Origin of the sequence: Amycolatopsis halotolerans (genome assembly GCF_042647905.1) — a bacterium.
Classification (GTDB): Bacteria; Actinomycetota; Actinomycetes; order Mycobacteriales; family Pseudonocardiaceae; genus Amycolatopsis; species Amycolatopsis halotolerans.
In genome coordinates, this window is the sequence record NZ_JBHRWI010000061.1 from 38,227 (window position 1) to 64,562 (window position 26,336).

The following is a 26,336-nucleotide window of genomic DNA, read 5'->3' on the forward strand; positions in this document are numbered from 1 at the left end:
GCTGGCCGGAGTGCTACTGCGGCGCATGGTGCTCTTCTTCCAGTTGGACGTCCCGCCGGACATCCCGCGGTTCGGCGGCGACCACCTGCTCGTGTTCCAGTGCCCGGTGCACAACGACGCTGCCTGTCTGCGGGAAGACTCGCAGCAGTTTCCGGAGCGCTACTGGGAAGAACCGCGGATTTGGGGTCACCCCGGGGCGTTCTGGCGGATCATGCTGCACCGGGACGCGACCGGTCCGGCCGACGCGGAGGAACCGCATCTTCTCGGCCGCGGGCTGGTGCTCCATCCGGAGCCCGAGACGGAGACCGTGTGGCGGACCGACCTCCCCGGCGAAACGCACACCGAGCTGAGCGTCGGCCGGGGCGAGTTCAAGGTCGGCGGGCTGCCGCGCTGGCAGCAGGATCCGGAAAGCCACCGCTGCGCGTGCGGCGCCGAGATGCTGTTCTTGTGCGGCCTGCCGGAGGACGTCGGGTTCGAGAGCCGCCCCGGCCAGCCTGAACAGCCGGACAGCTCCTATTCCTACGCCTACGTGCTGTTTCTCGGCAACGCACTGTACTTGCTCGCGTGCCCGGAGCACTGTCATCCGGCGGCGGTCTGGCCGGTGCTGCAGCACCGACGGGGAATCAGCTCTCCTCGTAGGTGATCGAGTACCGGGCCGCGACCGGATTGATCTTCACCGGGTCCACCGCGCCGTCCGTCAGCACCGCGGGCCCGGCCTCGAACAGATCCTCCAGATAGTGCTCCCACCCGCCGGGCGAGGAGATCTGCAGCAGTCGCGGCGCGGGGTCCGACACCGCCCGCAGCGCGTGCGGGACCCCGTGCGGCAGCAGCACGAACATGCCCTTCGTCGCGACATGCGTCTCGTCGGCGAAGTCGATGCCCAGTTCGCCTTCCAAGACGTAAATGCATTCGTCGGCCTCGTGGTGGACGTGGCGCGGGATGTCGCGGGCCAGCGTCACCTCCATCAGGGAGAACCGGGTTTCGGTGTCGCCCGTCATCGCCTTCACCGCGAACGCGGGCGGCAGCGGCACCCGGCCCGGGCGCGCCTCGCCGGGCTGCAGCAGCAGGAAGCGGTCCTTCGTCATGGGGTATCCTCTCGAACGTAGTGGAAGCGGAGTCCGTTTCCAGATTAACCAGAGGAGGGCGTAGGTTGTCAACGGAGCGCAAGCCGAGGGCGGACGCGGAACGCAACCGGGCACGCGTGCTGGAGGCGGCCCGCACGCTGCTCGCCGAGCACGACGAGGTCCAGCTGCCGGAGATCGCGCGGGTCGCCGGAGTGGGCGTCGGGACGGTGTACCGGAATTTCCCGGACCGGCGGGCGCTCGTGGAAGCGTTGGCGGAGCAGCGGTTCGCCGAGATCGCGGAGTACGCGCGGAAGCGGTGCCGCGACGGGAAATCCGGGGTCAACCGCTATCTGCGGCACGTCGGCGAGGTGCTGTCCGGGGACCGGGCGCTGTCGTCCGCCATCGAGACGGCGCGCGGGTCGGCGGGGAGCGAACCGCGCGGCGATGCCTTGGTCGAGCTGGAAACCGTGGTGGCGCAAGCGATCGCGGCGGACCAGGCGGCGGGGGTGCTCCGCGCGGATTGCACGGTCGGCGACGTGTACCTGCTGGTCGGCTGCCTGTCGTCGGTGGTCCGCACGGGGAGCGGGGACTGGCGGCGGTTTGTGGAGCTGGCGTTGGAGGGGTTGCTGCCCCGGGACTAGTCGTCCAAGCGCATCAGATGGGACGTGAGTTCGCCGTAGTCGTGCATCGCGATCAGCACGGCGGTCATCTTGCGCACGCCGGGTTCGCGGACGATCACCTGATCGACACAGCCGAAGTAGCTGCCACCGGCGCACTCGCCGGTGCTTTCCCAGCGGCGCATGATCCGGTCGACCTCGTCGAGGGTGAACATCGTCGCGCTCCACCGGGAGCCGTCGGGATAGCGGACCTCGACGTCGACGTTGTCCACCTCGTCGGGGTCCTCCCCGCCGCCGACGAGGAACATCGCGTCGAACGCCGAGGTTCGGAAGACGTAGTACGAAGAGTCCCAGCCGTCGGAAAGGATTTCAGTCCCCACGGCGAAAAGCCTAGCGGGCCGCCCCGGAGACGGAGCGGCCCGCGGGCACCGAAATCAGGCGAGGTCCTCCAGCGGAACCCCGGGGTCGGCCAGCCGCTCCGGGTCCACCGCCTTGCCGGACCGGATGAGCGCCTTGATCGGGTCCGTGACGTCCCAGACGTTGACGTTCATCCCGGCCAGCACGCGGTTTTCCTTGAGCCAGAAGGCGATGAACTCGCGCCCGGCCACGTCGCCGCGGAAGACGACGCGGTCGTGGCCCTCGATGGTGCCGAGGTATTCCATGCCGAGGTCGTACTGGTCGGTGAAGAAGTACGGCAGCTCGTCGTAGGACTCTTCCTGGCCGAGCATCCCGCCCGCGGCCACGGCGGGCTGGTTGAGCGCGTTCGCCCAGTGCTCGACGCGCAGGTGCTTGCCCAGGAACGGGTGATAGGCGTTCGCGACGTCGCCCGCGGCGAAGATGTCCGGGTCGCTCGTGCGCAGGCTGGCGTCGGTCACCACGCCGTTGTCGACGCGGAGGCCGGCCGCCTCGGCCAATTCGACGTTCGGCTTCGCGCCGATCCCGGCGAGCACGGCGTCCGCCTCGAGGACGCTGCCGTCGCCCAGGCGGATCCGCTTGCCCTGGCCGCCGTTGGAGATGTGCTCGACCTGGACGCCGAGCCGCAGGTCGACGCCGTGCGCGCGGTGCAGGTCGGCGAACACCGGCGCGACCTGTCGGCCGAGCGCGGTGATCAGCGGCAGCTCGAGTGCCTCGACGACGGTGACCTCCACCCCGGCCTGACGCGCGGCGGCGGTCGCTTCGAGGCCGATCCAGCCGCCGCCGACGACCACCAGCTTGGCCGCGGTGCCGAACAGCTCGCGGAGCCGGTCGGAGTCCTCGATCCGGCGCAGGTAGTGGATCCCCGCGGTGTCCGGCAGCACGCGCGGGCTCGCGCCGGTGGCCAGCAGGAGCTTGTCGTAGCCGAGGCTGGTGCCGTCGTCGAGCCTCACCTGCTTCTCGTCCCGCGCGATCGCGGTCGCCTTGACGCCCTGGCGCAGCTCGACGTTCTTTTCGGCGTACCACGCGGCGTCGTGCACCTGGAAGCTTTCGGCGTCGGTGTTGCCCGCGAGGTAGTCCTTCGACAGCGGCGGACGCTCGTAGGGGAGGTGCCGCTCGTCGCCGACGATGGTGATTTTCCCGTCGAAACCCTTGTCGCGCAACGCTTCCGCGGCTTTGGCTCCGGCCAGCCCGGCTCCGATGATGACGAACGACGAGGTCACTGACGAACTCCTTCGATGCGGGGACGACGGGAGTACTTATATCACTAGCGAAGTTTGGTCTTATTCGGGAGCGCGGTCAAGGCGCCCTGATCAGAGGTACCCCATTGAGACTGCGCCTACCCGGAAAGGCGTTACCTCGCTGCTCAGCCGTACCCGCCGCCGGTGTAGCCGCCCCCGCTGTACCCGCCGGTGCCCGATGGCGCGGTGCTGGGCGCTGCCGTGCCGGTGATCGCGACGCCGCCCGGCGAGACCATCCACCACAGCCCGCCGCTGAGGTTCAGGCCCTGGCCGTTGGTCTGGCCCGGGGAGTGGTCGCCGAGGTAGCGGTACAGCGGATGCCCGTCGAGCGTTTCCTGCTTGGACCCGTCCTGCCGGGTGATCGAGCCGAGGCCGCCCTGGGCGGGTCCGGTGAGCTGGGTGCCCGCCTTGACCGGGGGCCAGTAGCTCGCGCAGCTGGCGGTGCAGACGGACTGGCCGTCGTGGTCCGCGGCGAACAAGTAGATCGTGTCGCTGTTGCTGTCGGTCAAATGCGTCGGCGGTGCGGCCGTGCTCCCGTTGGCGCCGCTGTTGCCGCTGGTGCCGTTGTTGCCGCCGCACGCCGCGGCGAACAAGCCCGCCGCGGCCAGTGCGGCCACCAGTCCGAAAGTTCTTGGGGTTGCCCGAATTTTGACCTTCATCCCAGCCTCCAACCGTGCGTGGGTGGTGCCCTTACCTCGACACGCGGCCGGCGCCGGAACGGTTCAGCCCGATTTAGCGAGCGTCACAGCGTCTGGACGGGAGGAACCCCGGCACGTACGGTATGGCAAGCCTTACCTTAGTCACTCTCCGAGGAGGACCCATGCCAGAGCGTGTGCTCGACCGGGTCGTCCCGTTCGTGCTCGGCCTGTTCCGCATCGTCGTAGGCCTGCTCTTCGCGGCCCACGGCGCGGCGGCGCTGTTCGGGATTTTCGGCGGCGGCCCGAAGGGCGGAACGGTCGCGGTGGGCGTATGGCCGTCCTGGTACGCGGCGGTGATCCAGCTTGTGGGCGGCCTTTTGGTGGCCTTCGGCGTGGGCACTCGGATCGCGGCGTTGCTCGCGTCGGGCTCGATGGCGTACGCGTACTTCGTCGTCCACCAGCCGGACGGGTTGCTGCCGCTGCAGAACCACGGCGAGTCGGCGGCGATGTTCTGCTGGGCGTTCCTGTTGCTGGTGTTCACGGGGCCGGGTGCGCTGGCGCTTGATGCGGTGTTCCGGAAGGCACCGGAGGAGGCTCGCGGCGCGCGACCACTGGGTGTCGTGGTGAACGGCGCGGTTCCGGCGAATCCTGGGGCGCGCGACTAGGGCGTGTGCGAAAGGCGCGCGTCCGGCGGACTGCGATCCGCCGGACGCGCGCCTTTGTGACGTCCTCTCACTGGGCCTCAGATACTCAGCATCGCGGTCGCGGACGCCGTGGCCTGTTCACCTCAGTTGTTGCTGAAAAAGATCCCGGTCGCCCACACCACGCCAAAGTGGTCGCTGGTCGCGCCGGGGTGGAACTTGTGTGGGTTTCCTTGGTTGTCCCGCACGTACCCTTCATAGCTGTCCGAGTGAATTTTATAAACTCCGGGAAGGTTCATCCAGCCTTCAGCGGAGCTCCTGTCACCGTCCCAGACGTAGCAGTAGGAGTGGCTGTCGTCCTGGTCGCCGTAATAGACCCGGACGACGCTTGAGAGGTTGCACGAGGAGTTCACGACCTTGGCGTCGGCCGGGGTTGTCGCAGCGAGGACGCCGACGGTGGCGAGGATGGCTCCGGTTGCCAGTTTCCGGGCAAGATTCATGTGTCTCCCCTGACGTGTGTGCGACGGCTCGTTTCAAGCCGTCGTGGGAGATCGACGCTAAGAGCCGCTGTCCTAGATTCGTCCTAGATCCGTTCCCCTGAGCGCGGGTGCGCCGGTCAGACGATGCTCGCGGCGCGCGACCACTGGGCAGCCAGCCGGGCAGCCTCCCGAGCGCGGTCCAGGTCAACCCCGGCGCGTGCGACCAGCCGGAGCCGGGAGACGCCGTCCGGGACGCTGGGCGGGCGGAAGCAGCCGACGACGATGTCCCGTTCGTACAGCAGGTTCGCGGCGGCCACAGCCTGCTCCGGCGAGTCGGCGGGAATCGACTGCACCGCCCCGGGCGCCCGCGAAACCCCGGCGGCGTCGGCGATCGCGACGGCAGCGCGGTGCAGGTCCTCGACGCGCGAAGGCTCGGCCGCGATGATCCGGCACGCTTCCGCCGCACTCGCCGCGGCGGCGGGGGCGAGGCCGGTGTCGAAGATGAATGTCCGCGCGGTGTTGACCAGATGTTCGCGCAGCAACGGCGATCCCAGCACCGCGCCGCCCTGTGCGCCCAAGGCCTTCGACAAAGTGGCGGTCACCGCGACGTGTGGCGCGCCCGCGAGACCGGCCGCGTGCACCGCACCCCGGCCGTCGCCTGCGACGCCGATGCCGTGCGCTTCGTCCACCACCAGGAACGCGTCGTATTCAGCGCACAATGCCGCGGTGCGAACAAGATCCGTCGCATCGCCGAGCACGGAATAGATCGACTCGACCACCACGATCGCCCGTTCCTGCGACCGGTCGCGCAGCAGTCGCGCGAGCGCCTCCAGGTCGCCGTGCGGGCAGATCGCGACGGGGGAGCGGGACAGCCGCGCGCCGTCGATCAGCGACGCGTGGATGTGGGCGTCGGTGATCAGCAGCGTGTCCGGCGAGCCGAGTGCGGTGATGACGCCGATGTTCGCCGTGTAGCCGCTGGAAAACCCGAGCGCGGCCGGTTGCCTGGTGAGGTCGGCCAGTTCGCGTTCCAGTTCCGTGTGACACGGCGTGGTGCCGGTGACGACTCGCGACGCGCCCGCGCCCGCACCGTACTTTTCGACGGCTCGGACGGCGGCTGCGCGCAATCGCGGATCGGTGCTGAGGCTCAGATAATCGTTCGACGCGAGGTCCAATGTGGACGCTCGGGGATGCCGTCGATCATCGGTCCGCCGGACGAGGCCGGCGACGTGCCGGTCCCGCTCGGCGGAGGTCAGCCAGTCGTGCATCGACACCACGGCGGTCACGCGTTGGGTGCGGCGGCGGTGCCCGCGCCGCGTTCCCGCAGGGACGGGGAGGAGTGCTCGGCTTGCTGCTGTTCGCCCGCGCCGAGGACCTCGAACCCGGCGTCGGCGATCATCTCCAGGTCGGCCTTCGCGGCCTGGCCCTCGCTGGTGAGGTAGTCGCCGAGGAACAGCGAGTTCACCACGTGCAGCGCGATCGGCTGCAGCGACCGCAGGTGCATCTCGCGGCCGCCGGCCATCCGGACTTCCTTTGCCGGGCAAGCGAATCGCGCCAGCGCGAGGATGCGCAGCGCGCGCAGCGGGCTCAGCTCCCAGGTCCCGGCGAGCGGCGTGCCCTCGAACGGCATCAGGAAGTTGACCGGGATCGAATCGCTGTCGATGTCGCGCAGCGCGAAGATCGCGTCGATGAGCTCGTCGTCGGTCTCGCCCATGCCGACGATCAGGCCGGAGCACGCGGAAAGCCCGGCGGACTTGGCCTTTTCGACCGTGTCGACGCGGTCGTCGTAGCCGTGCGTCGTGCAGATCTCGGAGTACCGCGACTCGCTGGTGTTGAGGTTGTGGTTATAGGCGTCGACGCCGGCTTCGCGCAGCTTCTCGGCCTGGCCGTCCTTGAGCAGCCCGAGGCACGCGCACACCTCGACGTCGGAATGCGCGGACTTCACCGCCTCGACGGCCTGCGCGACGCGGTCGACGTCGCGGTCGCTCGGCCCGCGCCCGCTCGCGACCAGGCAGACCCGCGACGCGCCGCCCTGGACGCCCGCGCTCGCCTGGCGCGCCGTTTCCTCGGCGGACAGCCACGAGTACTTGAGGATCTGCGCGGACGACCCGAGCCGCTGCGAGCAGTACCCGCAGTCCTCGGGGCACAGGCCCGATTTCAGGTTGACGAGGTAGTTGACCTTGACCCGGTTGCCGAAGTGCGCGCGCCGCAGCCGCCCGGCCGCCGCGACCAGGCCGAGCACGTCCTCGTCCGGGCATTCCAGCACCGCGCGGGCGTCAGTTCGGTCGAGTACGCCGCCGGCCAGCTGCCGGTCGGCCAGGTCGTCGAAGGTTTTGAACACCTATCAAATCCTAGGCGGCCGCTCGGCCGGAAGCAAGCGGCAGGCAGAATGAGAGGGGTGAAGGTGACGCGAGACCAGATCGTCGACCGGGCGTACGAGCTGCTGCGAGAGGCGGGGCTGAGCAGCTTGTCGATGCGGCGGGTGGCCCTCGACCTGGGGGTCCAGCCGGGCGCGCTGTACTACCACGTCGCCAACAAGCAGGAGCTGCTCGCCGTCGTCGCCGCGCGGATCCTGAAGAGCCTGCCAGGGGTGGCGAAGGACCCGCGCGACGCGGCTGAAGGCTTCCGCTCAGCGCTGCTGCAAGTCCGCGACGGGGCGGAGGTGGTGTCGTTCGTGCAGGCGTACCGGCCGGATCTGCTGGTGCCCACGCATGCGCTGCGTCGGCTGTTCACCGGGAGGTTCGACGAGCGGCGGGCGGAGTGGGCGGCGCGAACGGTTGTCCATTATGTACTCGGCTTTGTGTCGGAGGAGCAGAACCACGCCGAGCTGGTGCGGGCCGGGATCGTCGAGGAGGATCCGGCGCACAGCGGGGACTCGGACGAGGCGTTCGGGTTCGGGATCGATGCGATCCTCAGCGGACTGTCCGGCTGATCACTCGGCGCGGGACCGGTCTTCCTCCTCTTCTCCGGCTGCTTCGAGGATGTGGCAGACCGGGTCGCGGATGACCAGCGGCGCTCCCTCGGCGACTCGGCCGGTCACGCGCAGCACCTGGCCGGGTTCGAGGTCGGGGTGGGCTTGGCTGAATTCCAATGCGACAGTGGCGGTGTCGTCGGTGAGCTGTGCGGTGAGAACCGGTCCGCGAGTGTCCTCTTCGGACACTGTCAGTTCCTGAAGCCTGCCGTCGATGCTGACGTCGGTGCCCGGGCGCAACTCGGCGATGGCGCTGGGGGTCAGTTCTTCCTTCTGTGCGGTGCCGATGCGGGTGAGCAGCCGTTCGACGGCCGCGGTGGCGCGTTCCTCGGGCAGGTGCGGCATGAGCGTGCGGATCCGGGTCTGCACGTCGTACGGCACGATCGTCGCGGCGGCCTGCGGGATGCGGCTGACGATGCGGGCGATCCGGTCGGCGGTGCGGTCGTGCAGCAGCCGTCCGAGCAATGGCGCGTAGCTTCGGCGAGGCAGGAGCACGGTGACGCTGGTTCGTTCCGCTTCGGTGATCGCCTTCTGTACCAACGTGTAAGCGGCGCGGGCGATTCGCCGGTCGGGGACGTCGATCAAGCGCAGACCGGTCTTCATGCCGAGCTCTTCCCATCGGGCGCGCAGGCGTTCGGCGGCTTGCGCGTCGATCACGAAGTGCACGGCGGTGATCTTGTCCGGCCGGAGGCTCTTGCCGTAGCGCAGTGCTTCGAGGACGGCCAGGTCGATCGTGTTGACCAGCACGAAAACCTGGTGGCGCGCGTATCGCGTCGGGTTGGCGCGGTTGGCGGTGATGCGTTCGAGCACGGCGGCTTCGGCGCGGTACTCGCGGTTGAGTCTGATGAGGACGAACACGAGGATCGGGAACACCACGACGACCAGCCAAGCGCCCTCGGTGAACTTGGCGATGGCGAAGATGCCGACGACCACAGTGGACAGAATCCCGGCGGCGAGGTTGACCGAGAGCTTGAACCGCCAGCCCTGCTCGCGCAGGCGCAGATGGTGTTTGGTCATGCCGTACCCGGCCATGGCGAAGCCGGTGAACACGCCGATCGCGTAGAACGGCACCAGCGCGGTCACCGTGCCGCCGGAGAAGAACAGCAGCGCGACGGCGAGCACGGTCAGCACGAGGATGCCGTTGGAGAACACCAGCCGGTGGCCGCGCGTTGTCAGCTGGCGGGGCAGGAAACGGTCGCTGGCAACGAAACTGGCGAGGAACGGGAAGCCGTTGAAGCTGGTGTTGGCACCGGTGTAGAGGATGAGCGCGGTCGCGGTCTGGATCGCGACGAACATCGCCTGCCCGAACCAGCCGTCGCCGAACACCGCGCGGGCTTCCTGAGAGACCACCGACGGGTAGCCGCTCGCGTACGGCGTCGCGTGGGTGAAGAAGGCGAGCAGTGACACGCCGCCGACCAGGACGCCGAGGATGACGGCCATCGTGACCAGGACTTTGCGGGCGTTGGGGCCGCGCGGACTGCGGAAGGCGGACACCGTGTTGGAGATGGCTTCCACGCCGGTCAGCGACGAACCGCCGTTGGCGAAAGCACGCAGCAGCACCAGAACCGTCGCGCCGGCGATGAGGCCGTCCCCGTGCTGGACCGGGACCGCGCCGGGCAGGTGGGCGGCGTCGTAGGCCGGGAGCCCGACCGTCATCGCCTTGACCAGGCCGACCACGATCATCACGAGCATCAGCGCGGAGAACAGATAGGTCGGGATCGCGAACGGACGGCCCGCTTCGCGCAGGCCGCGCAGGTTGGCGTAACAGAGCAGGACGACGATCGCGATGGTGATTTCCAGGCTGTACGGCCCTAGCGCCGGTATCGCGGACACCACGGCGACCGTCCCCGCCGAGGTCTGCACGGCGACGGTCACGATGTAGTCGATCAGCAACGCCGCCGCGGCGACCTGCGCGACGCGCGGCCCGAAGTTCTCCCGCGCGACCACGTACGACCCGCCCGCACGCGTGTAGGCCATCACGACCTGCCGGTACGACGCGGCGACCAGCACCAGGATGACCAGGATCACGCCGGTGATCGGCAGCACCAGGCTGAACGCGGCGAGCCCGGCGTAGGGGAGCAGTTCGACCAGGATCTGCTCGGTGCCATACGCCGACGACGAGATCGCGTCCGGGGAAAGCACGCCCAATGCGGTCGTGTTGGAAAGGCGTTCGTGCGTTAATTGCGCGTTGATGAGCGGTTTGCCGAGAAACAGCCGCTTCACCGCGTACCCGAACGCGCCCGGTTCCAGGCGGCGCTGGGGTTCTTCCGTGTCTGTCACGGGCTCAGCATGCACGCGCGACCCGGCTCGCACGCGCTGTACGGCGAGATCAACCCCATTCCGAAATGCGTTAAGAAATGGGTTCTTCTCTTGCGTCAGGAGTGTATTAAAACGGGACTCGCGGACGTAAGTATTTCGTCAAGACGATGGCTTTCCGCGGGCTGCCGGGTCGATCGCTAGGCTGGTCCGGTACCTGGCATTCGTGAAGGAGCGCGCCCGTTGTCGCAATCATCCGGCCTGGTGTCGCGGATGGAACGGCACCAGGTCGTCATCTACCTCGGCGCGCTCGCCGTCGGCGCCCTGCTCGGCTGGCTGGCCCCGGCGGCCGGACCCGGCCTGGAACCGGCGATCAACCCGGTGCTGGCGGCACTGCTGTACGTCACGTTCCTGCAGGTGCCCGCCGCCGAACTGGGCCGCTCCCTGCGCGACGGCCGGTTCCTCGGCGCTGCGCTGGCGGTGAACTTCGTCGTCGTGCCGCTGGTGGTCGCGGCGATGTTCGCGTTCTTCCCGGCCGGACAGGCGCTGCGGCTGGGCATGCTGCTCGTGCTGCTGGCCCCGTGCGTCGACTACGTGATCGTCTTCAGCGGCCTGGCCGGAGGCAGCAGTCGCCGCCTGCTCGCCGCGACGCCGTTGCTGCTGCTCGCGCAGATGATCCTGCTGCCCGGGTTCTTGTTCCTCTTCCTGGGCGCGGACCTGGCGCAAGTCGTGCGGGCCGGGCCTTTCCTGAAGGCGTTTCTCGTGCTGATCGTCCTCCCGCTGGCGCTGGCCTGGCTCACCCAAGCCTGGGCGGCCCGGCACGAGGCTGGCCGCCGGTTCGCCGACGCGGCCGGGACCGCCATGGTGCCGCTGATGGCCGCGACGCTGGTGACGGTCGTCGCGTCGCAAACCCCGAAGCTCCACGGCGGACTCGGCCCGGTCGCGTCAGTGGTGCCGTTCTACGTGGTTTTCCTGGTGGTGATGGCGTTCGCGGGCCTCGGCGTCGCGCGGCTGTTCCGGTTGGACGTTCCGGCCGGACGGGCGATCGTTTTCACCGGGGCTACGCGGAACTCGCTGGTGGTGCTCCCGCTGGCGCTGGCGCTGCCGGACGAGTTCGCGGTCGCGCCGGTCGCGGTGGTGGCGCAGACGTTGGCGGAGGTGGTGGGCATGGTGTGTTACGTGCGGTTGGTGCCTCGGTTATTGCGCTAGCCGGGGATAGAGGCGGGCCGGTGCTCCGCTGGTGAGTTGCGCGTGCAGGCGGGCGGCTCCGTCCGGGAGGAACGGGCTGAGTTCGGTTGCCAGCTCTCGGCAAGTGCTTACGACAGTCCCGAGCACCTCGTCCAGGTCGGTGCCGTCCAACGTCCACGGCCGGGTCTGTTCGACGTATCGGTTCGCGTCGGCGATCACCTCGACCACAGCGCCCGTGGCCGCGCGGAAGTCGAAATCCGCGAGTGCCGCGTCGATCCGGTCGGCGAGCGGGTGCACTGTCCTTAGTGGACTGGCGGAGGTGATCCGGCCGGTGCGCCGGGCGAGGCTGAGCACGCGGTGCACGAGATTACCGAGTCCGTTGGCGAGTTCCTGGTCGGCGCGGGCGATCAGCCGGGCTTCGGTGAAGTCGGTGTCGCCGAGCGGGGCGACTTCGCGCAGCAGCCACCAGCGGACGGCATCCGCGCCGTACCGGTCGATCAGGTCTGTCGGACGGACGGTGTTGCCCGCGCTCTTGGAGATCTTCGCGCCGTCCACGGCCAGATAGTCGTGCACGAAGATGGTGTCCGGCAGCCGTTCGCCCGCCGAGAGCAGCAGGGCTGGCCAGTAGACGGCGTGGAAGCGCAGGATGCCTTTGCCGATCACGTGCACTCGCTCGGTTGCGCCGGTCCAGCGCGCCGGGTCGGCGGTGAGGTAGTTGGCGAGTGCGTCCCACCAGACGTAGATCACCTGGTCGGGAGAGCCGGGTACTGGGATGCCCCAGCCGTCCGAGCGGGAGGCGGGTCGGGAGACGCTGATGTCGGACAGTCCGGCGCGCACGAATCCCAGCACCTCACGGCGTCGGGCGGCTGGTTCGATCCGGATCCGGCCGGACTCCAGTAGCTCCAGGATTTCGCCGGAGTAGCGGGAAAGCCGGAAGAACCAGTTCTGCTCGGTGACTACCTCTGGTGGGGTTTCGTGTTCCAGACAGCGTTCGTCGTCGGCGTAGAACTGTTCGCAGCCGAGGCAGTAGCGGCCGGTGTAGTCGCGGAGGTAGAAGTCGCCGCTGCGGGCGCTGGCTTGCCACAGCCGTCGGACGCCGTCGAGGTGTCGGGGATCGGTGCTGGTGCGGAGGAAATCGTAGACTGCGAGTCTGAGCGGTTTCTGCAGGGAGGCGAAATGTGCGGTGGCCTGGTTCATGAAGTCTTGTATGGGAGCGTCGCCGCCTTTGCCGTGGTGTAGTTGGCTGGGTAGCTCACCAGCTGTGTTTTTGGCGTCGGCTTCGCCGCCGCGGCGGGATCGCTTTTAGGCCGGCGTTTGGGGGCTGCCCGGCGTGAGGGGGCCTTCGGCCTGTCACGCCGGGCAGCCCCCAAACGCCGGCGCGATCCCGCGTGGTGAGCAAGTTGGGGAGGTAGGGCTTGAGGTAGGGGGCGGCGGGGAGTGGGGGCGGGTCAGCGGCCGGTGGAGCCGTCGATCAGTTCGCGGAGGATGTCGGCGTGACCGGCGTGTCGTCCGGTTTCCTCGATCATGTGCGTCAGTGCCCAGCGGACGGTCGGGCCGTCGCGGCCTGGCATCGGGGCGGCGAGATCCGGGCAGCCGTCGAGAAGTTCGTTGGCGCGCTGCACTGTTTCCCGGTAGCGAGTGACGACATTCGCGACACTGTCCTTGGTGCGGAAGGTCGACGGCCAGTTCGTCACTGTCTCACCGAGAAACAGTGACCGCTCCACGAAAGTCAGATGGTTCAGCAGACCGAGCAGATTCGTCCCGGACGGCACCGCGGCGGCGTGGGCTTCGGGTTCCGGCGCGCCGTCGACCTTGGCGGCGACCGAGGTGCGGAGATAGTCGAGAAATCCGCGCAGGACTTCGGTTTCGCTGCTTCCGGTTCGGGGCGGCGGGGTGTCGCGACGGCGAGGCACAGTGTTCTCCCTGCGGGTTCAGGCGGCGCGGCGGATGAGCAGGACGTGGTCGACGACCTCGGCGGTCTGGCCGTCCGGTCCGGTCGCGATGCGGGTGGGGGAGTCGGCGCGTTCGACGGTCCACCCGGCCGGGTCGAGGGCGAGGTCCGCGGCGATTTCCGCCGGGCCGGGGAAACGCGCGTCCGGGTCCTGGTTCCACGACCACGGCGCGCTCGAACCGTGGTCCACGATCAGCAGCCGCCCGCCCGGGCGCAGGGCGTGCGCGGCGGTGCGCAGGACGGTGGCCCGGTCGAGTTCGAAGGGGGTCTGCAGGTAGTGCGCCGTCACGAGGTCGAAGTCGCCGGGCGGGAAGCTGACTCGCAGGTCGTGCCGGACGGCGGTGATCCGCGTTCCGGCAAGACGGTTGACCGCGACGGCCGAGATGTCGGTGGCGGTCACGTTCCAGCCGCGAGCGGCGAGCCAGCGTGCGTCGCCGCCGTTGCCGCAGCCCAGGTCGAGTGCGTCGCCGGGCGGGAAGGCGGAGACGGTTTCCACGAGCCGGGTGTTCGGCCGCGGGTCCGCGGGCGGCCGGGCGGCGTGGACTTCGTCCCAGAACAGGGTCGCGTCGGTGGTCATCGGTCGGCTCCTCGGGTCGGTGTGCGTCCAGGGTCGCCGGAGCCGGGCCGGGAGCGCGAGCGATCTTGCCGGAACGGCAACTCCCACATGCTGGACAGTGCCGGGCAAGATCGTTTCGCCGGTACTGTCGGACGTGAACGGCCGGAAAACGAGGAGCTGTCATGAAAATCGGCGCCATCGACATCGTCCCGATCCTCGACGGCATCGCCCGGCTGCCGCTGGCCGGCACGGTGGTCCACGCCCGGGGCGCGCGATGGGAATGCCGCCATCAGCCCCTCGACGCCGACGGCCGGATCCGGATGGACGTCGGATCCTTCCTCATGCGGCTGGGCGACCGGACGGTGCTGGTCGACGCCGGGACCGGGCCGGGCTTCGAGCACGACGGCTTCGCCACCGGCGGCCTGCTCGACAACCTGCGCCGCGCCGGGGTCGCGCCCGAGGACGTCACCGACGTGGTCTTCACCCATCTGCACGTCGACCACGTCGGCTGGTCGACCGTGCGCGACGAAGCTGTCTTCCCTCGGGCCACATTCCGCATGCACGCTGCCGACTGGGCGCACTTCGCGACCGGCGGCACCGCGGATCCCGCTGTGCAGCAGACGTTCACGCCGATCACCGGCCAGATCGAAACCTTCGACGAGGAAACCGAACTGGCGCCCGGGCTGATCGCGCGCCCCGCGCCCGGCCACACTCCCGGCTCGACGGTCTTCGTGGTCAGCGACGGCGGCGAACGCGCCCTGCTGCTCGGCGACGTCCTGCACACGGTGGGCGAGCTGACTGACCCGGAATGGGAGGGCATGTTCGATGTGGACCGGCCCGCGGCGACCGCGATGCGGCAGCGGCTCGCGGCCGAGCTCGAAGCGTCCGGCGACGTTTTCGCCCCCGCGCACTTCCCAGAACTGGCCTTCGGACGGCTGATCAATGCCGACGGGATCCGGCAGTTCGCTTGGGCTTGAACGGGAATGCTCTCCGGGCGCCGTCTGGTCGCCCGCTGTCGCGGCGTTTCCCGTGACCGTGTGCGCGGCTGGCGCGTTCAGGACCAGCGGGCACCCAGGAGGCGAGGTTTGCCTGAGTGCCGAGTAGGCCGCGCAGCCGGAATCCGGCAGTTCGCTTGGTCTTAAACGGAAAACCCCTCGCCGGACGCCACCCGGTCACCCGCCGTCGCGGCGTGGCGGCGTTTCCCTCGACCACGTGCACGGCTGCCGCGTCCCGCCCAGCAGGAGCAGCACGTCCGGGCTCACCCCCGCGCGCACCCGGGACGCGAGTTCCGGCGAGGTTTGCCCGAGTGCCGAGTAGACCGCGCGGACCAGGCACCCCGCCGCGTGCGGGGAACGCCTGGTACGCAACGAGATCTCCATCAGAAGGGCCTCCCGGTCGCACGTGCGGCCCCGGCTCGGCACGACGATGCCCAGCCGGGATTGCTCGGCCAGAGGAAGACATCGCAGCAGGCTGTCGACGACGCAGTCGATCGCGAGCCGGTTCCGTTCCGTGCTGTTTCGGCGAGGCCCCGGCAGAATTTCCTTCCGCACCAGCATGGGACCATCAACTCCTGGGCGCAGAGTATCCGATCCGCCTCGCGGTGTGCCGTTCCTGTTCCATGCGACGGAAAACGAAACGGTCACGGTCCATTGTGGACCTATGGATGGGTTCAGCCGGGCGAGCCGGACAAAACGGCGAGCCGGTCGAGGGAGTCGCGAAGGCGCGCGGGCAGGTCGTCGCCGCGCTGACCGGCCGGAACCGACAGGTGCAGGGTCGCGTGGCTCGTTCCCGCCGCGCCGGGCACGACCTGGAGCCGGCCGCCGCCCCATGCGAGCCGGAGCCGGTCGCCGTGCCCGGCCGGGGGCGCGGCGACCGGCCCCGGCAGCCATTCGTCCAGGTGTGCGGCGGCGACGGCATACACCTGTTCCGCCGTCGCGGGCATCCGCCGCTCGGCTTCGAACTCGGTCATGGTCTTGACTGCCCGTTCCGCGGCGCCGCGAAACTCGGGAGTCCACAGTGGAGTGCCACGGACCGTGGCCGGCGTGCCGGTCACACCGCTTCGCTGAGGACGGCGTCGAGATCGGCCGGGGCGCCCAAGGTCCGGAGTTCGGGCGGCGCGAGGCAGCCGATCCGGTGGTCGTCGTCGCGCACCGCGGCCGCGAACTCGGCGACGCGGGACGCGGGCGGGGCCACCGAAGGCCCGCCAAGGTAGCGGATGACGATGAGGTCCTCGCCGGAATGCGTTTCGACGGCGGCGGCCCAGCCGTGGATTTCGTCCCACAGCAGGGCGACGTCGCGGTCGGGGTAGGCGGGCAGACGGCCGTCGAGGGCGACGTAGGCCGACACCGGGGTGTCGTGGTCGACGGTGCAGGACTCGAGGCCGATGCCCAGTGTGCCGGTGACGTCGGCGAGGTAGCTCCACAATCGCACCAGTGCGGGGTGCGACGGGCCGGTCTGGGCGGTGTGCAGCGGCAGGGACACGGGGGACAACGCCTTTCTCGCGCGAAGGGCTGGCGCGGAGCAGGGTCGGCCTGCTCCGCGCGAGGGACCGCGTGGGGTTCTCCGGCCGGCGGCCGGAACGCGCCTTGGCGGGCGGTCCGGACCTGATTCCCGGTGAAGGGGCCCGGGAAACCTGGAGGACGCGGCGAATCGGCCCGCGGGACCGGCCGGTCGTCCGGATCCGTCTCCGCCGTTCGACAGGGACGCTCTCTTCTTCTATCATGTCGTCGAAACGATGACAACTGCCTAGTCGTCGAGAGGATGACGCGATGGCGGAGGTGGACCCCGCTCTGCTGGTCGAAGGTGTTCGCGAAGCGGTGCTGGCCGCCCGGGACGGCGGCGCGCCTGCCGAACGGTCCCTGGCCGCGCTGTCCGCGTTGCGGGCGCTGCGCGACCAGCTCGCCGAGTGGGAGCCGGAACTGATCGCGGCCGCGCGGGAGTCGGGCGCGAGCTGGGCCGCGCTGGCCCCGGCGCTGGGCGTGGCCAGCAGGCAGGCCGCCGAACGCCGGTACCTGCGGCTTCGGCCGTCGGCGACCGGGGAGACCACCGGCGAAGCCCGCGTGCACGCCGAACGCGACCGCCGCGCGGGAGACCGGGCGGTCGCGGACTGGGCGCGGCGCAACGCGGCGGTGCTGCGGCGCCTCGCCGCGGAGGTCAGCTCCGCGCCGGATTTGGACCCCGCGGGACAGGAAAGCGCCGACCGGCTCGGCGTCGCGCTGGGAGAGGACGATGTCGCGAACCTGCTGCTGCCGCTGGCGAACGTCCGCGCGCACCTCGCGTCGCGGCACGCCGCGCTGGCGGACCGGGTCGGCGAAGTCGGCGAACACACGGACCGGTTGCGCGAGAACGCGGCCGGGCAGCGGCGCGGACGTGCGCACTGAGCCGGGCCGGGCGCGCCGTCGTCGTCGGAGGGCGGACGCGCTCCTCGCGGATCGCGGCATGGCGCGCTGGCGAGTGGGTCGGGGAGGTTGGCGAAGCAGTGTCGCAACCCTCCGGAATCAGCGGAATCGGACGTCCCGTCGGCGGATCAGGCTGGCGAGCACACCGGCCCGCCGCGCCGTCGCGAGACCACGGACCGCGCCCGCCCGCAATGAGCCGAACATCGCATCCCGGGCGCCCCCGCGATGCCGGTTCCCCGGTGATCCGAGATCATTTCCCGCGACGGCATTCGTGCGTGGCCGTCGTCGTAAGGCATGCTACTCGCGGTTGAGCAGCCAGCCGCGTACTTTTCCTGCCCGGACGCGAGCGTGCCGGGCTTCCTGAGGAGGGAAAGAGCGATGAGTGAGCTGACCGACCCGGTGATCGACCCGCCGGGTTCGCTGTCGATCGACCGGGCCGACCGCGCTCCCGCGGCGGTGCTGGCGCTGAGCGGGGACCTGGACCTCGGGACCGCCCCGAAATTGACGGCCGCGGTCGCCGAAACCGTCACCGGGCGGCCCCCGGTGCTGGTGCTGGACCTGACAGAGGTCGATTTCCTCGCCTCGGCCGGGCTGACCGTGCTGCTGGCCGCGTGCCGGGAGGCTCCGGCGGGCACCGAGGTGCGGATCGTGGCGTCCGGCCGGGCGACCCTGCGGCCGATCCAGCTGACCGGGCTGGAGCAGAGCCTGCCGCTGTACCGCACGCTCGAAGAGGCGCTGGCCGCGAAGTGATCAGGGCGTTCCGGCCCCTTCGGCGCGGTGGAGCACGACGAGTGCGACGTCGTCCTGCGGGGGCCGGGATCCCACCATGGCGGCCATGATCCGGGCGCAGGCGCGTTCCGGGTCCTCCGGCCGGACCAGTTCGGCGAGCTGGTCCATGCCGGTGTCGACGAGCCGGTCGCGCCGTTCGACGAGCCCGTCGGTGTAGAAGACGGCGACGGCTCCCGGCGGCAGTGCGACGACGGTGGTGCGCCGCTTGACAGTGGCTCCGACGGTCAGGCCGACGGGCGGATCCGGCGGAGCGGCGACGAGTTCGGCCGGTTTGCCCGGCGACGCCACGACCGGCGGCAGGTGCCCGGCGAGCGACAGCGCCATGCTTTTGTGACCGGGTCTGAGAATGCCGTACGCGACCGTCGCCATCACACCGTGCTCGAAGTGGTTGGCCTTGCGGTCGAGTTTGGCGAGGACTTCGGCGGGATCGTCGCAGTCGAGCGCGTACGCGCGCAGCGCACTGCGGAGCCGTCCCATGATGACCGCGGCTTCGAGGCCGTGCCCGGACACATCGCCCATCACGATGCCCGTCTGGTCACCGGGCAGCCGGAAGATGTCGTACCAGTCGCCGCCGAGCCCGGCCTCCGCGCCCGGCACGTAGCGGGCGGCCAGGCGCAGGCCGTCGATGACGGGCAGGACGCCCGGCAGCAGGCTGCGCTGCAGGGCGATGGTCGCGGCCTGGTTCTGGTGCACGATTTCCGCCTGCAGCACAGCGGCCAGCCGGTCGGCGAGAAGCCGCAACGTTTCGATGTCGGTCGTGGTGAACCGGCGCTCCCGCACGGCTCCGATGTGCAGCACGCCGACCAGTTCCGTGCCCGCGAGCATCGGCACGCCGAGCATGGTGTGCAGCCCGCGTTCGGACAGCAGCGCGTTGAGCACCGTGGTCTTGTCGACCTGGTCGATGACGACCGGTTCCCGGCGCGCGGCGACGGCTCCGGCGAACCCCGCGCCGACCGGCACCTGGACCCCCTGGTAGACCTCCTCCTCGAGCCCGGCGGCCGCCACGGCGACGAGGCGCGCCCACCGGGACTCGTGCCGCAGCACGGTCGCGGTGTCGACGTCGAGGACGGTGCAAGCCCGGGCGAGAATCTTCGTGAGCTCCTCGCCGAGGTCGGCGTCGTTCGCCCCGGCGCCGAGGATTTCGGCGAGGCGAGTGCGCGATTCGGGCTCCGGCGCGTGAAGCGGCATGCAGCGACAGTAACGGAACCGGCGCCGAGGTCCAGAGATGTGCGGCGGCAGGTGTGAAGTCGGCCCTGTCCGGGTACGCCCGATTGGGCACCGGCGAAGTCGATGATGAAAAGAGGACTTCCCCACGTGAGGTCAAGCGGCTGCGGCGAGGAGCGGCGAAACGCGGCGGCGTTTTCCGGCACGGGCAGGTCCTCGCGCCCCGTCGCGCCGCCGGCGGGAGAGGGGGCTCTTTGTCCCGGCCAGCGGAAGAGGGACCGGCGTTGACCGGCCCGGACGACGAGCCCTGGGTGCTGGACCTGCGCGGCACCGGCGTCTCGGCGCTGCCGCGCGTGCGCGCCTGGGCGGGCAAGTCGCTCGGGCACCTGTCGCCGGATCACCTCGCGGACGTCCTGATGGTGATCGAGGAACTCGCCTCCAACGCCTACGAGCACACCTCGGGGCCGTCCTATGCGCGATTGACCGTGCTGGCCCGGCCGTGCGTCGTGGTGATCGAAGTGGACGACCCGGAACCCGGCCGCCCGCGGGTCCGCCCGCCGGACTTCGAACGGGCGCGCGGACGGGGAATGCTGCTCGTCGACCGGCTCGCCGACGACTGGGGAGTGCACGAGCATTCCGGCGGCAAGACGGTCTGGGCCCGGCTCGGCTGCGGGGTGCCGGCGCGGGAGGCGTGCGAGTCGTCCCGCTGACGGGGCGGTTCGTCGGTTTCTGCTGAGTCGTCGTGCCGCAGCGGCCGTCGGCAGGGGCGGCGAGGCGGAATTCTTCCCCGGTACCGAAGGCCAGCACGTCTATCGGAACCTCCTGGGCCGGAACGCCGGTCCTTTCCGGACAGCGCGCTTGAAGCTCAGCCGTGGAACCGCGTGGTCTCGGCGAGCGGTGCCCGCCCGACCGCGAACCGGTTGACCGGTGCGGCGCGATCGGCGTACCCGAACGAGATCCCGAACAGCAGTTTCCCGCCGTCGAGGCCGAGCGTTTCCCGGACCGCGTCCGCGTAGAAGCTCAGCAATCCTTGCGGGCAGCTGGAAACCCCGTGCGCCTGCATGGCCAGCAGCAGGGTCTGGCCGTACATCCCGACGTCCGCCGCGAGCCGGGCTTCGGCGGTGTCCGGCGCGAACAGCAGCGCGACGTGCGGGGCCCCGTAGAAGCGCAGACTTTCGGCGTCGTAGGCGGCACGCGCTGTGTGGTCGTCGAAGCCGATCTGCAGCGCGCCGTACAACGCACCGCCCGCTGCGGCCCGGCGCTCTTGGTGGACCGTTTCGTAAATCGCTTCGCTGTAGGGGAAATCGACCGACCGGCGGCCTTCCTTGTGCGCGTCGACCAGTGCGTCGGCGAGCTGGTCCCGCTTCGCTCCGCTGACGACCTCCACCTGCCACGGCTGGGCGTTGGAATTGGACGGAGCCGCCGCGGCGAGGTCGAAGATCTCGCGGAGGGTGCTGTCCGGAACGGGATCGGACCGGAACGACCGGGTCGCGCGCCGCCCGCGGATCAGGGTCGCGGCGGCGTCGGCGAGTTCGGTGGCGGGCATCGGGAGCACTCCTTAGGTAAACGATCTCGTATACCTAAGTACGGTAGCAGGCTGCGGCGGCTTAAGTAAACGTTTCTGTACACTTGGCCGCATGGTCGAGGAGAAGGCCCGCCGGGCCGGTCGCGGCGGACGCGAGCGCGTGCTGGCCGCCGCCGCGGACCTGTTCGCCCGCCACGGCATCACCGGCACGACGATGGAGCAGGTCGCCGCCGCGGCTCCGGTGTCGAAACGGACGCTGTACCTGCATTTCCCGGTCAAGGACGAGCTGGTCGTCGCGTACCTGCGGGACCTCGTCCGCTCCGGCGACACCCTGCACGACGTGCTCACCCGCGCGGATCTCCCGCCGCGGCAACGGCTTCTGGCGATGTTCGACCTGCCGAAGTCCGAGCCGGTGCGCGGCTGCCTGTTCGTGGACGCGGCGGCGGAGTATCCCGACCCGTCCAGTGCGGTGCACGCCTATGTGCGGGAGCAGAAACTGCTGATGCTCCGACTGGTCACGGATCTGGTCGCGGAGCTGGGGGCCGCCGACCCTGCTGCGCTCGCCGAGCAACTGGTCACGCTGGCCGACGGAGCGGCTAGCCGGGCGATGGTTCTGGGGGATCCGGGCTATGGCCGTCACGCACGAGCGGCGGCTGAGGTGTTGCTGGAGCGGGCTCTGCCGACGATCTAGATTGTCCACAATGGATGTCAGCGCGACGAGCGGTCGGTGAGCGGCACCTCTCGGACGAAGCACGCCGCCACCAGCGCGAGCAACGCGACGACAAGGGTCGCAGCGGCAACCGCGTGCAGCCCGTCGGTCACCCCGGCTGATCCGGCTCCGCCGCTGGCCAGCGCGCCGGTGTACAGCGAGCCGAACAGGGCCGCGCCGATGCCGCTGCCGAGCGTCCGGGTCAGCGAGCCCATGCCCAGCGCCGCGCCGAGGTCGCGAGGTTCGACGCTCATCCGGATGATCAGGATCGTGTTCTGGATCAGGCAGCCGAGCCCGGCCCCGAGCGGCAGCCCGACCAGCGACGCGAGCAGTGGTTCAGTGTCCGGCCCGAGGAAACAGATCCCGGCCGTGCCGACGGCGACGCACCCGCTGCCGAGGATCGGCAGGATCCGGAACCGGCCGGTGCGGCGGATGTACTTCGAGCTCCCGTTCATCACCGCGACCATCCCGGCGGTCATCGGAATCAGCAGCAACCCGCTGAGCGACGGCGGCACACCCCGAGCGTTCTGGAAGTACAGCGGGAGGAAAGTGACTGTCGCGACCATGGTGACGTTGAAGGCGAAGCCGAGCGCCTGCGCGAGAGCGAAATTGCGGGTGCGGAACATCCGGAACGGGACGAGCGGCTCGGGGCAGCGGCGTTCCGCGAAGACGAACGCCGTCAGCGCGGCAACGGCCACCGCGCACAATCCGAGGATCGTCGGCGAACTCCAGGCGTAGCGCGTGCCTGCCCAGCTGGTGGCCAGGGTGAGGCTGACGACCGCGGCGACCAGCAAAACCGTTCCGCCGTAATCGATGCGCGCTTTTCCGCTCTTGGCAGGCACCTGGACCCCGATGATCGTCCCGACGATGCAGAGCAGCCCGAACGGCACGTTGACGTAGAAAATCCAGCGCCAGCCGAGCGCGTCGGTGAGGAAGCCGCCGACCAGCGGGCCGCCGACGAGGGACAGGCCCAGCAGCAGTCCGGTCCAGCTCGAGATGCGCGTGGATTCCCTGGGCGGCACCAGAACCTGGACCATCGCCATCGCCCCGACGAGCAGCCCGCCGGCCCCGATGCCTTGCAGGGCACGGAAACCGATCAGGGCGCCCATGGCCGGCGATAGCCCGCACAGCATCGACCCGGTCAGGAAGACCGCCACCGACAGCAGGAACACGGTCTTGCGGTCGAGCTGGTCGCTCAGCTTGCCCCAGACCTGGGTGGACGCCGCGATCGCCAGCGCGTAGGCGGTGATGATCCAGGTCATCGACCCCGGTCCGCCGAGATCCCTGGCGATGCTGGGCAGCGCGGTGGCCACGATGTAGCTGTCCAGCATGCCCAGCGCCATGCCGGACAGGGCACCGGCGATGCCGATCTTGACGCGCCGGGTGAACGGGCTGCTTTCCTCCGGCGCGGTGGTTCTCGGCATGGCTGGACGTCCTTCCCCCAGGAGTGTTGCTCCCAAGGTAGCCATAAGCATGCCCACTGGGCAACATTGCTCAGTGGGCACTTCAGGCGCCGTTCGTGAGGGGAACCCTGAAGGACTCTGATTCCCTCAAGTTCCCCTCACGGACTTCTGCCGCAGGTGTGCACCGAGCCGGAGCGGCTGGGCTAGGCGAGTTTCAGCAGCAATTCGCTCAACTCGACCGGCATCGTGATCATGCAGTCGTGCCCGGTCGGCAGCTCCCACACCTGCGACGGCGTTCCGTTGGGCTGGATCGCCGGGACCGGGCGGCGGGTGATGCCTTCCGGGGTCGCGCCGACGCAGCGGATGTGCGTTCGCGGGATCGCGCGTGCGGCCGGGTTGTCGAGCCGCGCTGGTTGTTGCAGGCAGCGGACCGGCTGGTCGGAGAGCATTTCGCGCAGCCAGGCGACGTCGGCTGGGTCGGTGACGCCGAACAGGCCGAACGGCGCGGGCTGTTCCGGCAGCGGCGGGACGCGCCAGCCGTCGCCGTGTTGTGCGGCGAGGTCGATGAGGCGTTGGCTGATGGGCTGGACGTCAACCGCGGTTTCGCCGTCCTCCGGGACCATCGCGTCGAGGTAGACCAGTTCGGCGACCCGGTCCGGCATCTCGTTGGCGGCTGAGGAGATGACCAGCCCGGCGTAGCTGTGGCCGACCAGGACCACGTCTTGCTCGGCGCGGAGCAGGTCGACGATGTCCTGGACATGGGTGTCGAGCCCGATTTCCGGGCTGAGCAGGTGTTTCTTGTCGCCGTAGCCGGTCAGCGACGGCGCGAGCACCCGGTGCCCGGCCGATTCCAGCAGCGGGACCACCCGGTCCCACGCCCGGCCGCTGTGCCAAGCGCCGTGGACCAGCAGAAACGTCGTCATCGTCAGATCCTCGTTCACGAGATTAGCGGTTACCGGAAGTAACCCGGTACTGTTCGATAACCAGCGTGATCGTCCGCGCGGCAGCGGGCAATAAGGCACTAATTAGTGCCCCGGTTCTCCGGAGGTAACCATGGCCGACCACGTGTGCCGGACCCGAGTGGTCCTGGAGATCGTGGGGGACAAGTGGGCGTTGCTGATCGTCCGCATGCTGCGCGACGGGCCGCGCCGGTTCACTGAGCTCAAAAGGGAAATCGAGGGGATCAGCCAGCGGATGCTCACCGTCACGCTGCGGGATCTGGAACGCGACGGGATCCTCACCCGGACTGTCCACAATGTCATGCCGCCGCACGTTTCCTACGAGCTGACCGCCATGGGCCGGACCCTGCGGGAAGCGACCGCCCCGTTGCTGGAATGGAGCGTCGAGCATTTGGCGAAGATCGAAAAGGCCCGTGCGGACTACGACGCTCGCTGAACGGAATGCGCCAATTCGCTGAACCGGCGCAGCAACGGATCGCTTGACCGGCGCGTCGGCCACAGCAGCCGCAGCGCCACGCGTGGTGCGTTCCGCAGCGGGAGGTGCGTGACGCGCGCGTGAGTGTGCGCCTCGGCGGCGGACGTGGTGGTCGACCCGACGGCCCGGCCGGACGCGATGATCGTGAGCCATTCGTCGTAGCTGCCGCACTGGATCACCTGCGCGGGCCGGGTTTCCGGCGGCCAGTCGAGCGGGCTGGTCGCGCCGCTGACCGTGTTCACGACCACCGGATGCGCGGCCAGCTCCGCCCAGTCCAATTCCGTACGCGCCGCCAGTTCCGAACTCGCGGCGACGGCGGCCAGCCGGTCTTCCTCGAACAGCAGGGTTCCGCTGATCCCGGACGCGTCGACGTCCCCGCGCACCAACGCCGCGTCGACGTCGCCGGAATGCAGCGCGGCCACGATGTCGTCGCGGCGCAGGAGGCTGGCGGTCGCGCCGGTCGCGGTTTCGAAGGCGGACAGCAGATCGCTCGCCCACGGATCCGGCAGCGCCCACTGGAACCCGATCCGCAGCCCGGCATTTCCGCCCGCCGCGGCGAGTGCGGTGTCGAGATCGCGCAGCACGACGCGAAGCCGGCCAAGCAGATCGCCGCCTGCCTCGGTCGGTTCGACGCCGTGCGGCGTGCGCTCCAGCAGGCGCGTTCCGACCGACTCCTCGAGCTGCTGGATCGTGCGCGTGAGCGCCGGCTGGGTGATCAGCAGTTCGCGGCTCGCGGCCGTGAACGTGCCGCACGTCGCGACCGTCACGAACGCGCGCAGATGCCGCAGTTCGACCTCCATGCCCGGCAGCCTACCCAGCTATGCCCGCCGCGCATGGCGTCGCTGTGACAGGCATTTCCCTGCCAGGTTCCGGATTTCTAGCGTGGGAAGCATGGACCAGGAGATGACCGCCTTCCGCGGCTGGATCGCCCGCGACACCACCGGCGCGACGCTCGACCGGCTCGACCCGGCGATGCTGGACGACCTCGACACCGCCGTTCGCGTGCGGTATTCCAGCATCAACTACAAAGACGCGCTCGCACTGCACGGCCGCCCCGGCGTGATCCGGCGGCACCCGTTGATCGCCGGGATCGACCTGACCGGCGAGGTGCTCGCGTCCCGGCATCCTCGCTGGCGGCCGGGCGACCTGGTCACGTTGAACGGGGCGGGTCTCGGCGAAGACCTGCACGGCGGTCTGGCTGGCCTCGCCGCGGTCAACGGCGACGACCTCGTCCGTGTCCCCTCGGAACTCGGCTCGCTCCGCGCGGCGGCTGTCGGCACCGCCGGATTCACCGCGGCCCTCAGCCTGCTCGCTCTGGAACGCCACGGCCTGGCCCCGGAAACCGGCCCGATCCTGGTCACCGGAGCGGGCGGTGGCGTCGGCTCGATCGCGGTAGCGCTCCTGGCGGCTGCTCGATACGAGGTCATCGCCGCGACCGGCCGTCCTTCCGAACTCTCGGGGCAGCTCACCGCGCTAGGTGCCGCACAGGTCGTCGACCGCGCCGAACTCACGTCTTCCGGCAAGCCGCTGGGCAAACAGCGCTGGGCAGGCGTGGTCGACGCGGTCGGCGGCCCGGTCCTCGCCGGTGCGCTGGCGGGTCTGCAGCATTCGGGCGTCGCGACGACCTGCGGACTCGCCGGAGGAGCCGAGTATCCCGGCAACGTCCTGCCGTTCATCCTGCGCGGCGTCTCCCTGCTCGGAATCGACTCCGTCCGCACGCCGCGGCTCCGCCGCGTGGCCGCCTGGCAGCGCCTGGCCCCACTTCTCGACCCGGCGCTCCTGGACTCCGTGACGCGCGTTGTCCCGCTCGCAGCGGCCAAGGACGCCGCCGCTTCGCTCCTGGCCGGTGCCGGTACCGGCCGCATCGTGGTCGACGTCGCTTCGGCCTGAAAGGAAAGAAG

31 protein-coding genes are annotated in these 26,336 nt (G+C 69.9%); 12 read left to right on the plus strand and 19 right to left on the minus strand.

All coding sequences use genetic code 11. The features are described 5' to 3' along the window. Positions 1-25: 25 nt before the first annotated feature. The gene (locus ACFORO_RS38995) at positions 26-643 is read left to right on the plus strand and encodes a hypothetical protein (RefSeq protein ID WP_377871553.1); all 618 of its coding nucleotides are present in this window, start codon (positions 26-28) and stop codon (positions 641-643) included. Here the strand turns inward: ACFORO_RS38995 and ACFORO_RS39000 are convergent. Next, positions 624-1,085: a cupin domain-containing protein gene (locus ACFORO_RS39000; RefSeq protein ID WP_354745615.1), complete on the minus strand. Its 462-nt coding sequence runs from the start codon at positions 1,083-1,085 to the stop codon at positions 624-626. The genes ACFORO_RS38995 and ACFORO_RS39000 overlap by 20 nt on opposite strands. A gap of 65 nt (positions 1,086-1,150) precedes the next feature. Between ACFORO_RS39000 and ACFORO_RS39005 the strand changes: the two genes are divergently transcribed. Beyond that, positions 1,151-1,705 carry a TetR/AcrR family transcriptional regulator gene (locus ACFORO_RS39005; RefSeq protein ID WP_377871552.1) on the plus strand — a complete coding sequence of 185 codons (555 nt, stop codon included), beginning with the start codon at positions 1,151-1,153 and terminating at the stop codon, positions 1,703-1,705. Here ACFORO_RS39005 and ACFORO_RS39010 read toward each other — a convergent pair. The 3 genes from ACFORO_RS39010 to ACFORO_RS39020 form a co-directional block, all read right to left on the minus strand. Continuing rightward, positions 1,702-2,061: a hypothetical protein gene (locus tag ACFORO_RS39010; protein WP_377871551.1), complete on the minus strand. Its 360-nt coding sequence runs from the start codon at positions 2,059-2,061 to the stop codon at positions 1,702-1,704. The genes ACFORO_RS39005 and ACFORO_RS39010 overlap by 4 nt on opposite strands. A 54-nt stretch (positions 2,062-2,115) precedes the next feature. Next, the gene (locus tag ACFORO_RS39015; protein WP_377871550.1) at positions 2,116-3,318 is read right to left on the minus strand and encodes an NAD(P)/FAD-dependent oxidoreductase; all 1,203 of its coding nucleotides are present in this window, start codon (positions 3,316-3,318) and stop codon (positions 2,116-2,118) included. A 143-nt stretch (positions 3,319-3,461) separates the two neighbouring features. Continuing rightward, positions 3,462-3,953 (minus strand): COG4315 family predicted lipoprotein, encoded by a 492-nt coding sequence (locus ACFORO_RS39020; RefSeq protein ID WP_377871549.1) that lies wholly within the window; start codon positions 3,951-3,953, stop codon positions 3,462-3,464. Positions 3,954-4,156: 203 nt separating this feature from the next. Between ACFORO_RS39020 and ACFORO_RS39025 the strand changes: the two genes are divergently transcribed. After that, positions 4,157-4,639: a DoxX family protein gene (locus tag ACFORO_RS39025; RefSeq protein WP_377871547.1), complete on the plus strand. Its 483-nt coding sequence runs from the start codon at positions 4,157-4,159 to the stop codon at positions 4,637-4,639. A gap of 122 nt (positions 4,640-4,761) precedes the next feature. Here ACFORO_RS39025 and ACFORO_RS39030 read toward each other — a convergent pair whose 3' ends face one another. From ACFORO_RS39030 to bioB, 3 genes are all read right to left on the minus strand, one after another. After that, positions 4,762-5,115: a hypothetical protein gene (locus ACFORO_RS39030; RefSeq protein ID WP_377871546.1), complete on the minus strand. Its 354-nt coding sequence runs from the start codon at positions 5,113-5,115 to the stop codon at positions 4,762-4,764. 116 nt (positions 5,116-5,231) lie between these two features. Then, positions 5,232-6,377 (minus strand): 8-amino-7-oxononanoate synthase, encoded by a 1,146-nt coding sequence (locus ACFORO_RS39035; RefSeq protein ID WP_377871545.1) that lies wholly within the window; start codon positions 6,375-6,377, stop codon positions 5,232-5,234. Next, the gene (gene bioB, locus ACFORO_RS39040; RefSeq protein WP_377871544.1) at positions 6,374-7,432 is read right to left on the minus strand and encodes a biotin synthase BioB; all 1,059 of its coding nucleotides are present in this window, start codon (positions 7,430-7,432) and stop codon (positions 6,374-6,376) included. Before bioB ends, ACFORO_RS39035 begins: the two co-directional genes overlap by 4 nt. A 48-nt stretch (positions 7,433-7,480) precedes the next feature. Here bioB and ACFORO_RS39045 point away from each other — a divergent pair, with 48 nt between their 5' ends. Beyond that, on the plus strand, positions 7,481-8,023 hold the full coding sequence (locus tag ACFORO_RS39045; protein WP_377871543.1) for a TetR family transcriptional regulator: 543 nt from the start codon (positions 7,481-7,483) through the stop codon (positions 8,021-8,023). Here ACFORO_RS39045 and ACFORO_RS39050 read toward each other — a convergent pair whose 3' ends face one another. Further along, complete coding sequence (locus ACFORO_RS39050; RefSeq protein ID WP_377871542.1) at positions 8,024-10,342, minus strand: APC family permease; 2,319 nt, start codon at positions 10,340-10,342, stop codon at positions 8,024-8,026. A 249-nt stretch (positions 10,343-10,591) separates the two neighbouring features. Here ACFORO_RS39050 and ACFORO_RS39055 point away from each other — a divergent pair, with 249 nt between their 5' ends. Further along, complete coding sequence (locus tag ACFORO_RS39055; protein ID WP_377871600.1) at positions 10,592-11,527, plus strand: bile acid:sodium symporter; 936 nt, start codon at positions 10,592-10,594, stop codon at positions 11,525-11,527. Here the strand turns inward: ACFORO_RS39055 and ACFORO_RS39060 are convergent. The 3 genes from ACFORO_RS39060 to ACFORO_RS39070 all read right to left on the minus strand — a co-directional run bounded on the left by ACFORO_RS39060 (position 11,516) and on the right by ACFORO_RS39070 (position 14,034). Then, complete coding sequence (locus ACFORO_RS39060; RefSeq protein ID WP_377871541.1) at positions 11,516-12,703, minus strand: methionine--tRNA ligase; 1,188 nt, start codon at positions 12,701-12,703, stop codon at positions 11,516-11,518. The genes ACFORO_RS39055 and ACFORO_RS39060 overlap by 12 nt on opposite strands. A 251-nt stretch (positions 12,704-12,954) precedes the next feature. Beyond that, a complete protein-coding gene (locus tag ACFORO_RS39065) occupies positions 12,955-13,419 on the minus strand; it encodes a DinB family protein (RefSeq protein ID WP_377871540.1) in 465 nt (154 codons plus the stop codon). 18 nt (positions 13,420-13,437) lie between these two features. After that, positions 13,438-14,034 carry a class I SAM-dependent methyltransferase gene (locus ACFORO_RS39070; RefSeq protein WP_377871539.1) on the minus strand — a complete coding sequence of 199 codons (597 nt, stop codon included), beginning with the start codon at positions 14,032-14,034 and terminating at the stop codon, positions 13,438-13,440. 161 nt (positions 14,035-14,195) lie between these two features. Here ACFORO_RS39070 and ACFORO_RS39075 point away from each other — a divergent pair, with 161 nt between their 5' ends. Further along, positions 14,196-14,990 (plus strand): MBL fold metallo-hydrolase, encoded by a 795-nt coding sequence (locus tag ACFORO_RS39075; RefSeq protein WP_377871538.1) that lies wholly within the window; start codon positions 14,196-14,198, stop codon positions 14,988-14,990. A gap of 195 nt (positions 14,991-15,185) precedes the next feature. Here the strand turns inward: ACFORO_RS39075 and ACFORO_RS39080 are convergent, their stop codons facing one another. The 3 genes from ACFORO_RS39080 to ACFORO_RS39090 all read right to left on the minus strand — a co-directional run bounded on the left by ACFORO_RS39080 (position 15,186) and on the right by ACFORO_RS39090 (position 16,494). Further along, complete coding sequence (locus tag ACFORO_RS39080) at positions 15,186-15,569, minus strand: DUF2267 domain-containing protein (RefSeq protein WP_354750908.1); 384 nt, start codon at positions 15,567-15,569, stop codon at positions 15,186-15,188. Positions 15,570-15,682: 113 nt separating this feature from the next. Further along, positions 15,683-15,982, minus strand: coding sequence for a hypothetical protein (locus tag ACFORO_RS39085; protein ID WP_377871537.1), 300 nt, complete (start codon positions 15,980-15,982; stop codon positions 15,683-15,685). Positions 15,983-16,062: 80 nt separating this feature from the next. Beyond that, on the minus strand, positions 16,063-16,494 hold the full coding sequence (locus ACFORO_RS39090) for a DUF6292 family protein (RefSeq protein WP_377871536.1): 432 nt from the start codon (positions 16,492-16,494) through the stop codon (positions 16,063-16,065). A gap of 287 nt (positions 16,495-16,781) precedes the next feature. Here ACFORO_RS39090 and ACFORO_RS39095 point away from each other — a divergent pair, with 287 nt between their 5' ends. Then, positions 16,782-17,393 carry an HSP18 transcriptional regulator gene (locus tag ACFORO_RS39095; protein WP_354750910.1) on the plus strand — a complete coding sequence of 204 codons (612 nt, stop codon included), beginning with the start codon at positions 16,782-16,784 and terminating at the stop codon, positions 17,391-17,393. Positions 17,394-17,789: 396 nt separating this feature from the next. Further along, positions 17,790-18,161, plus strand: a complete 372-nt coding sequence (locus tag ACFORO_RS39100) for an STAS domain-containing protein (RefSeq protein WP_354750911.1) — start codon at positions 17,790-17,792, stop codon at positions 18,159-18,161. Here the strand turns inward: ACFORO_RS39100 and ACFORO_RS39105 are convergent, their stop codons facing one another. Then, positions 18,162-19,388 (minus strand): PP2C family protein-serine/threonine phosphatase, encoded by a 1,227-nt coding sequence (locus ACFORO_RS39105; RefSeq protein ID WP_377871534.1) that lies wholly within the window; start codon positions 19,386-19,388, stop codon positions 18,162-18,164. It abuts the gene before it with no gap. A 260-nt stretch (positions 19,389-19,648) separates the two neighbouring features. Between ACFORO_RS39105 and ACFORO_RS39110 the strand changes: the two genes are divergently transcribed. Next, positions 19,649-20,074 carry an ATP-binding protein gene (locus ACFORO_RS39110; protein WP_377871533.1) on the plus strand — a complete coding sequence of 142 codons (426 nt, stop codon included), beginning with the start codon at positions 19,649-19,651 and terminating at the stop codon, positions 20,072-20,074. Positions 20,075-20,229: 155 nt separating this feature from the next. On the opposite strand, the gene ACFORO_RS39115 is transcribed toward ACFORO_RS39110, so the two are convergent. Continuing rightward, the gene (locus tag ACFORO_RS39115) at positions 20,230-20,910 is read right to left on the minus strand and encodes a nitroreductase (protein ID WP_377871532.1); all 681 of its coding nucleotides are present in this window, start codon (positions 20,908-20,910) and stop codon (positions 20,230-20,232) included. A gap of 91 nt (positions 20,911-21,001) precedes the next feature. Between ACFORO_RS39115 and ACFORO_RS39120 the strand changes: the two genes are divergently transcribed. Continuing rightward, positions 21,002-21,580: a TetR/AcrR family transcriptional regulator gene (locus ACFORO_RS39120; protein ID WP_377871531.1), complete on the plus strand. Its 579-nt coding sequence runs from the start codon at positions 21,002-21,004 to the stop codon at positions 21,578-21,580. 17 nt (positions 21,581-21,597) lie between these two features. Here the strand turns inward: ACFORO_RS39120 and ACFORO_RS39125 are convergent, their stop codons facing one another. After that, a complete protein-coding gene (locus ACFORO_RS39125) occupies positions 21,598-23,022 on the minus strand; it encodes an MFS transporter (protein WP_377871530.1) in 1,425 nt (474 codons plus the stop codon). Between the two features lie 182 nt (positions 23,023-23,204). Next, positions 23,205-23,924 (minus strand): alpha/beta fold hydrolase, encoded by a 720-nt coding sequence (locus ACFORO_RS39130; RefSeq protein WP_377871529.1) that lies wholly within the window; start codon positions 23,922-23,924, stop codon positions 23,205-23,207. Positions 23,925-24,054: 130 nt separating this feature from the next. Between ACFORO_RS39130 and ACFORO_RS39135 the strand changes: the two genes are divergently transcribed. Further along, a complete protein-coding gene (locus ACFORO_RS39135; RefSeq protein ID WP_354750917.1) occupies positions 24,055-24,396 on the plus strand; it encodes a winged helix-turn-helix transcriptional regulator in 342 nt (113 codons plus the stop codon). Here the strand turns inward: ACFORO_RS39135 and ACFORO_RS39140 are convergent. Then, complete coding sequence (locus ACFORO_RS39140) at positions 24,381-25,235, minus strand: LysR family transcriptional regulator (protein ID WP_377871528.1); 855 nt, start codon at positions 25,233-25,235, stop codon at positions 24,381-24,383. The two genes, ACFORO_RS39135 and ACFORO_RS39140, sit on opposite strands and share 16 nt — an antisense overlap. A gap of 91 nt (positions 25,236-25,326) precedes the next feature. On the opposite strand from ACFORO_RS39140, the gene ACFORO_RS39145 reads away from it, so the two are divergent. Next, on the plus strand, positions 25,327-26,325 hold the full coding sequence (locus ACFORO_RS39145; RefSeq protein ID WP_377871527.1) for an acrylyl-CoA reductase family protein: 999 nt from the start codon (positions 25,327-25,329) through the stop codon (positions 26,323-26,325). The last annotated feature ends 11 nt before the right edge of the window (positions 26,326-26,336 follow it).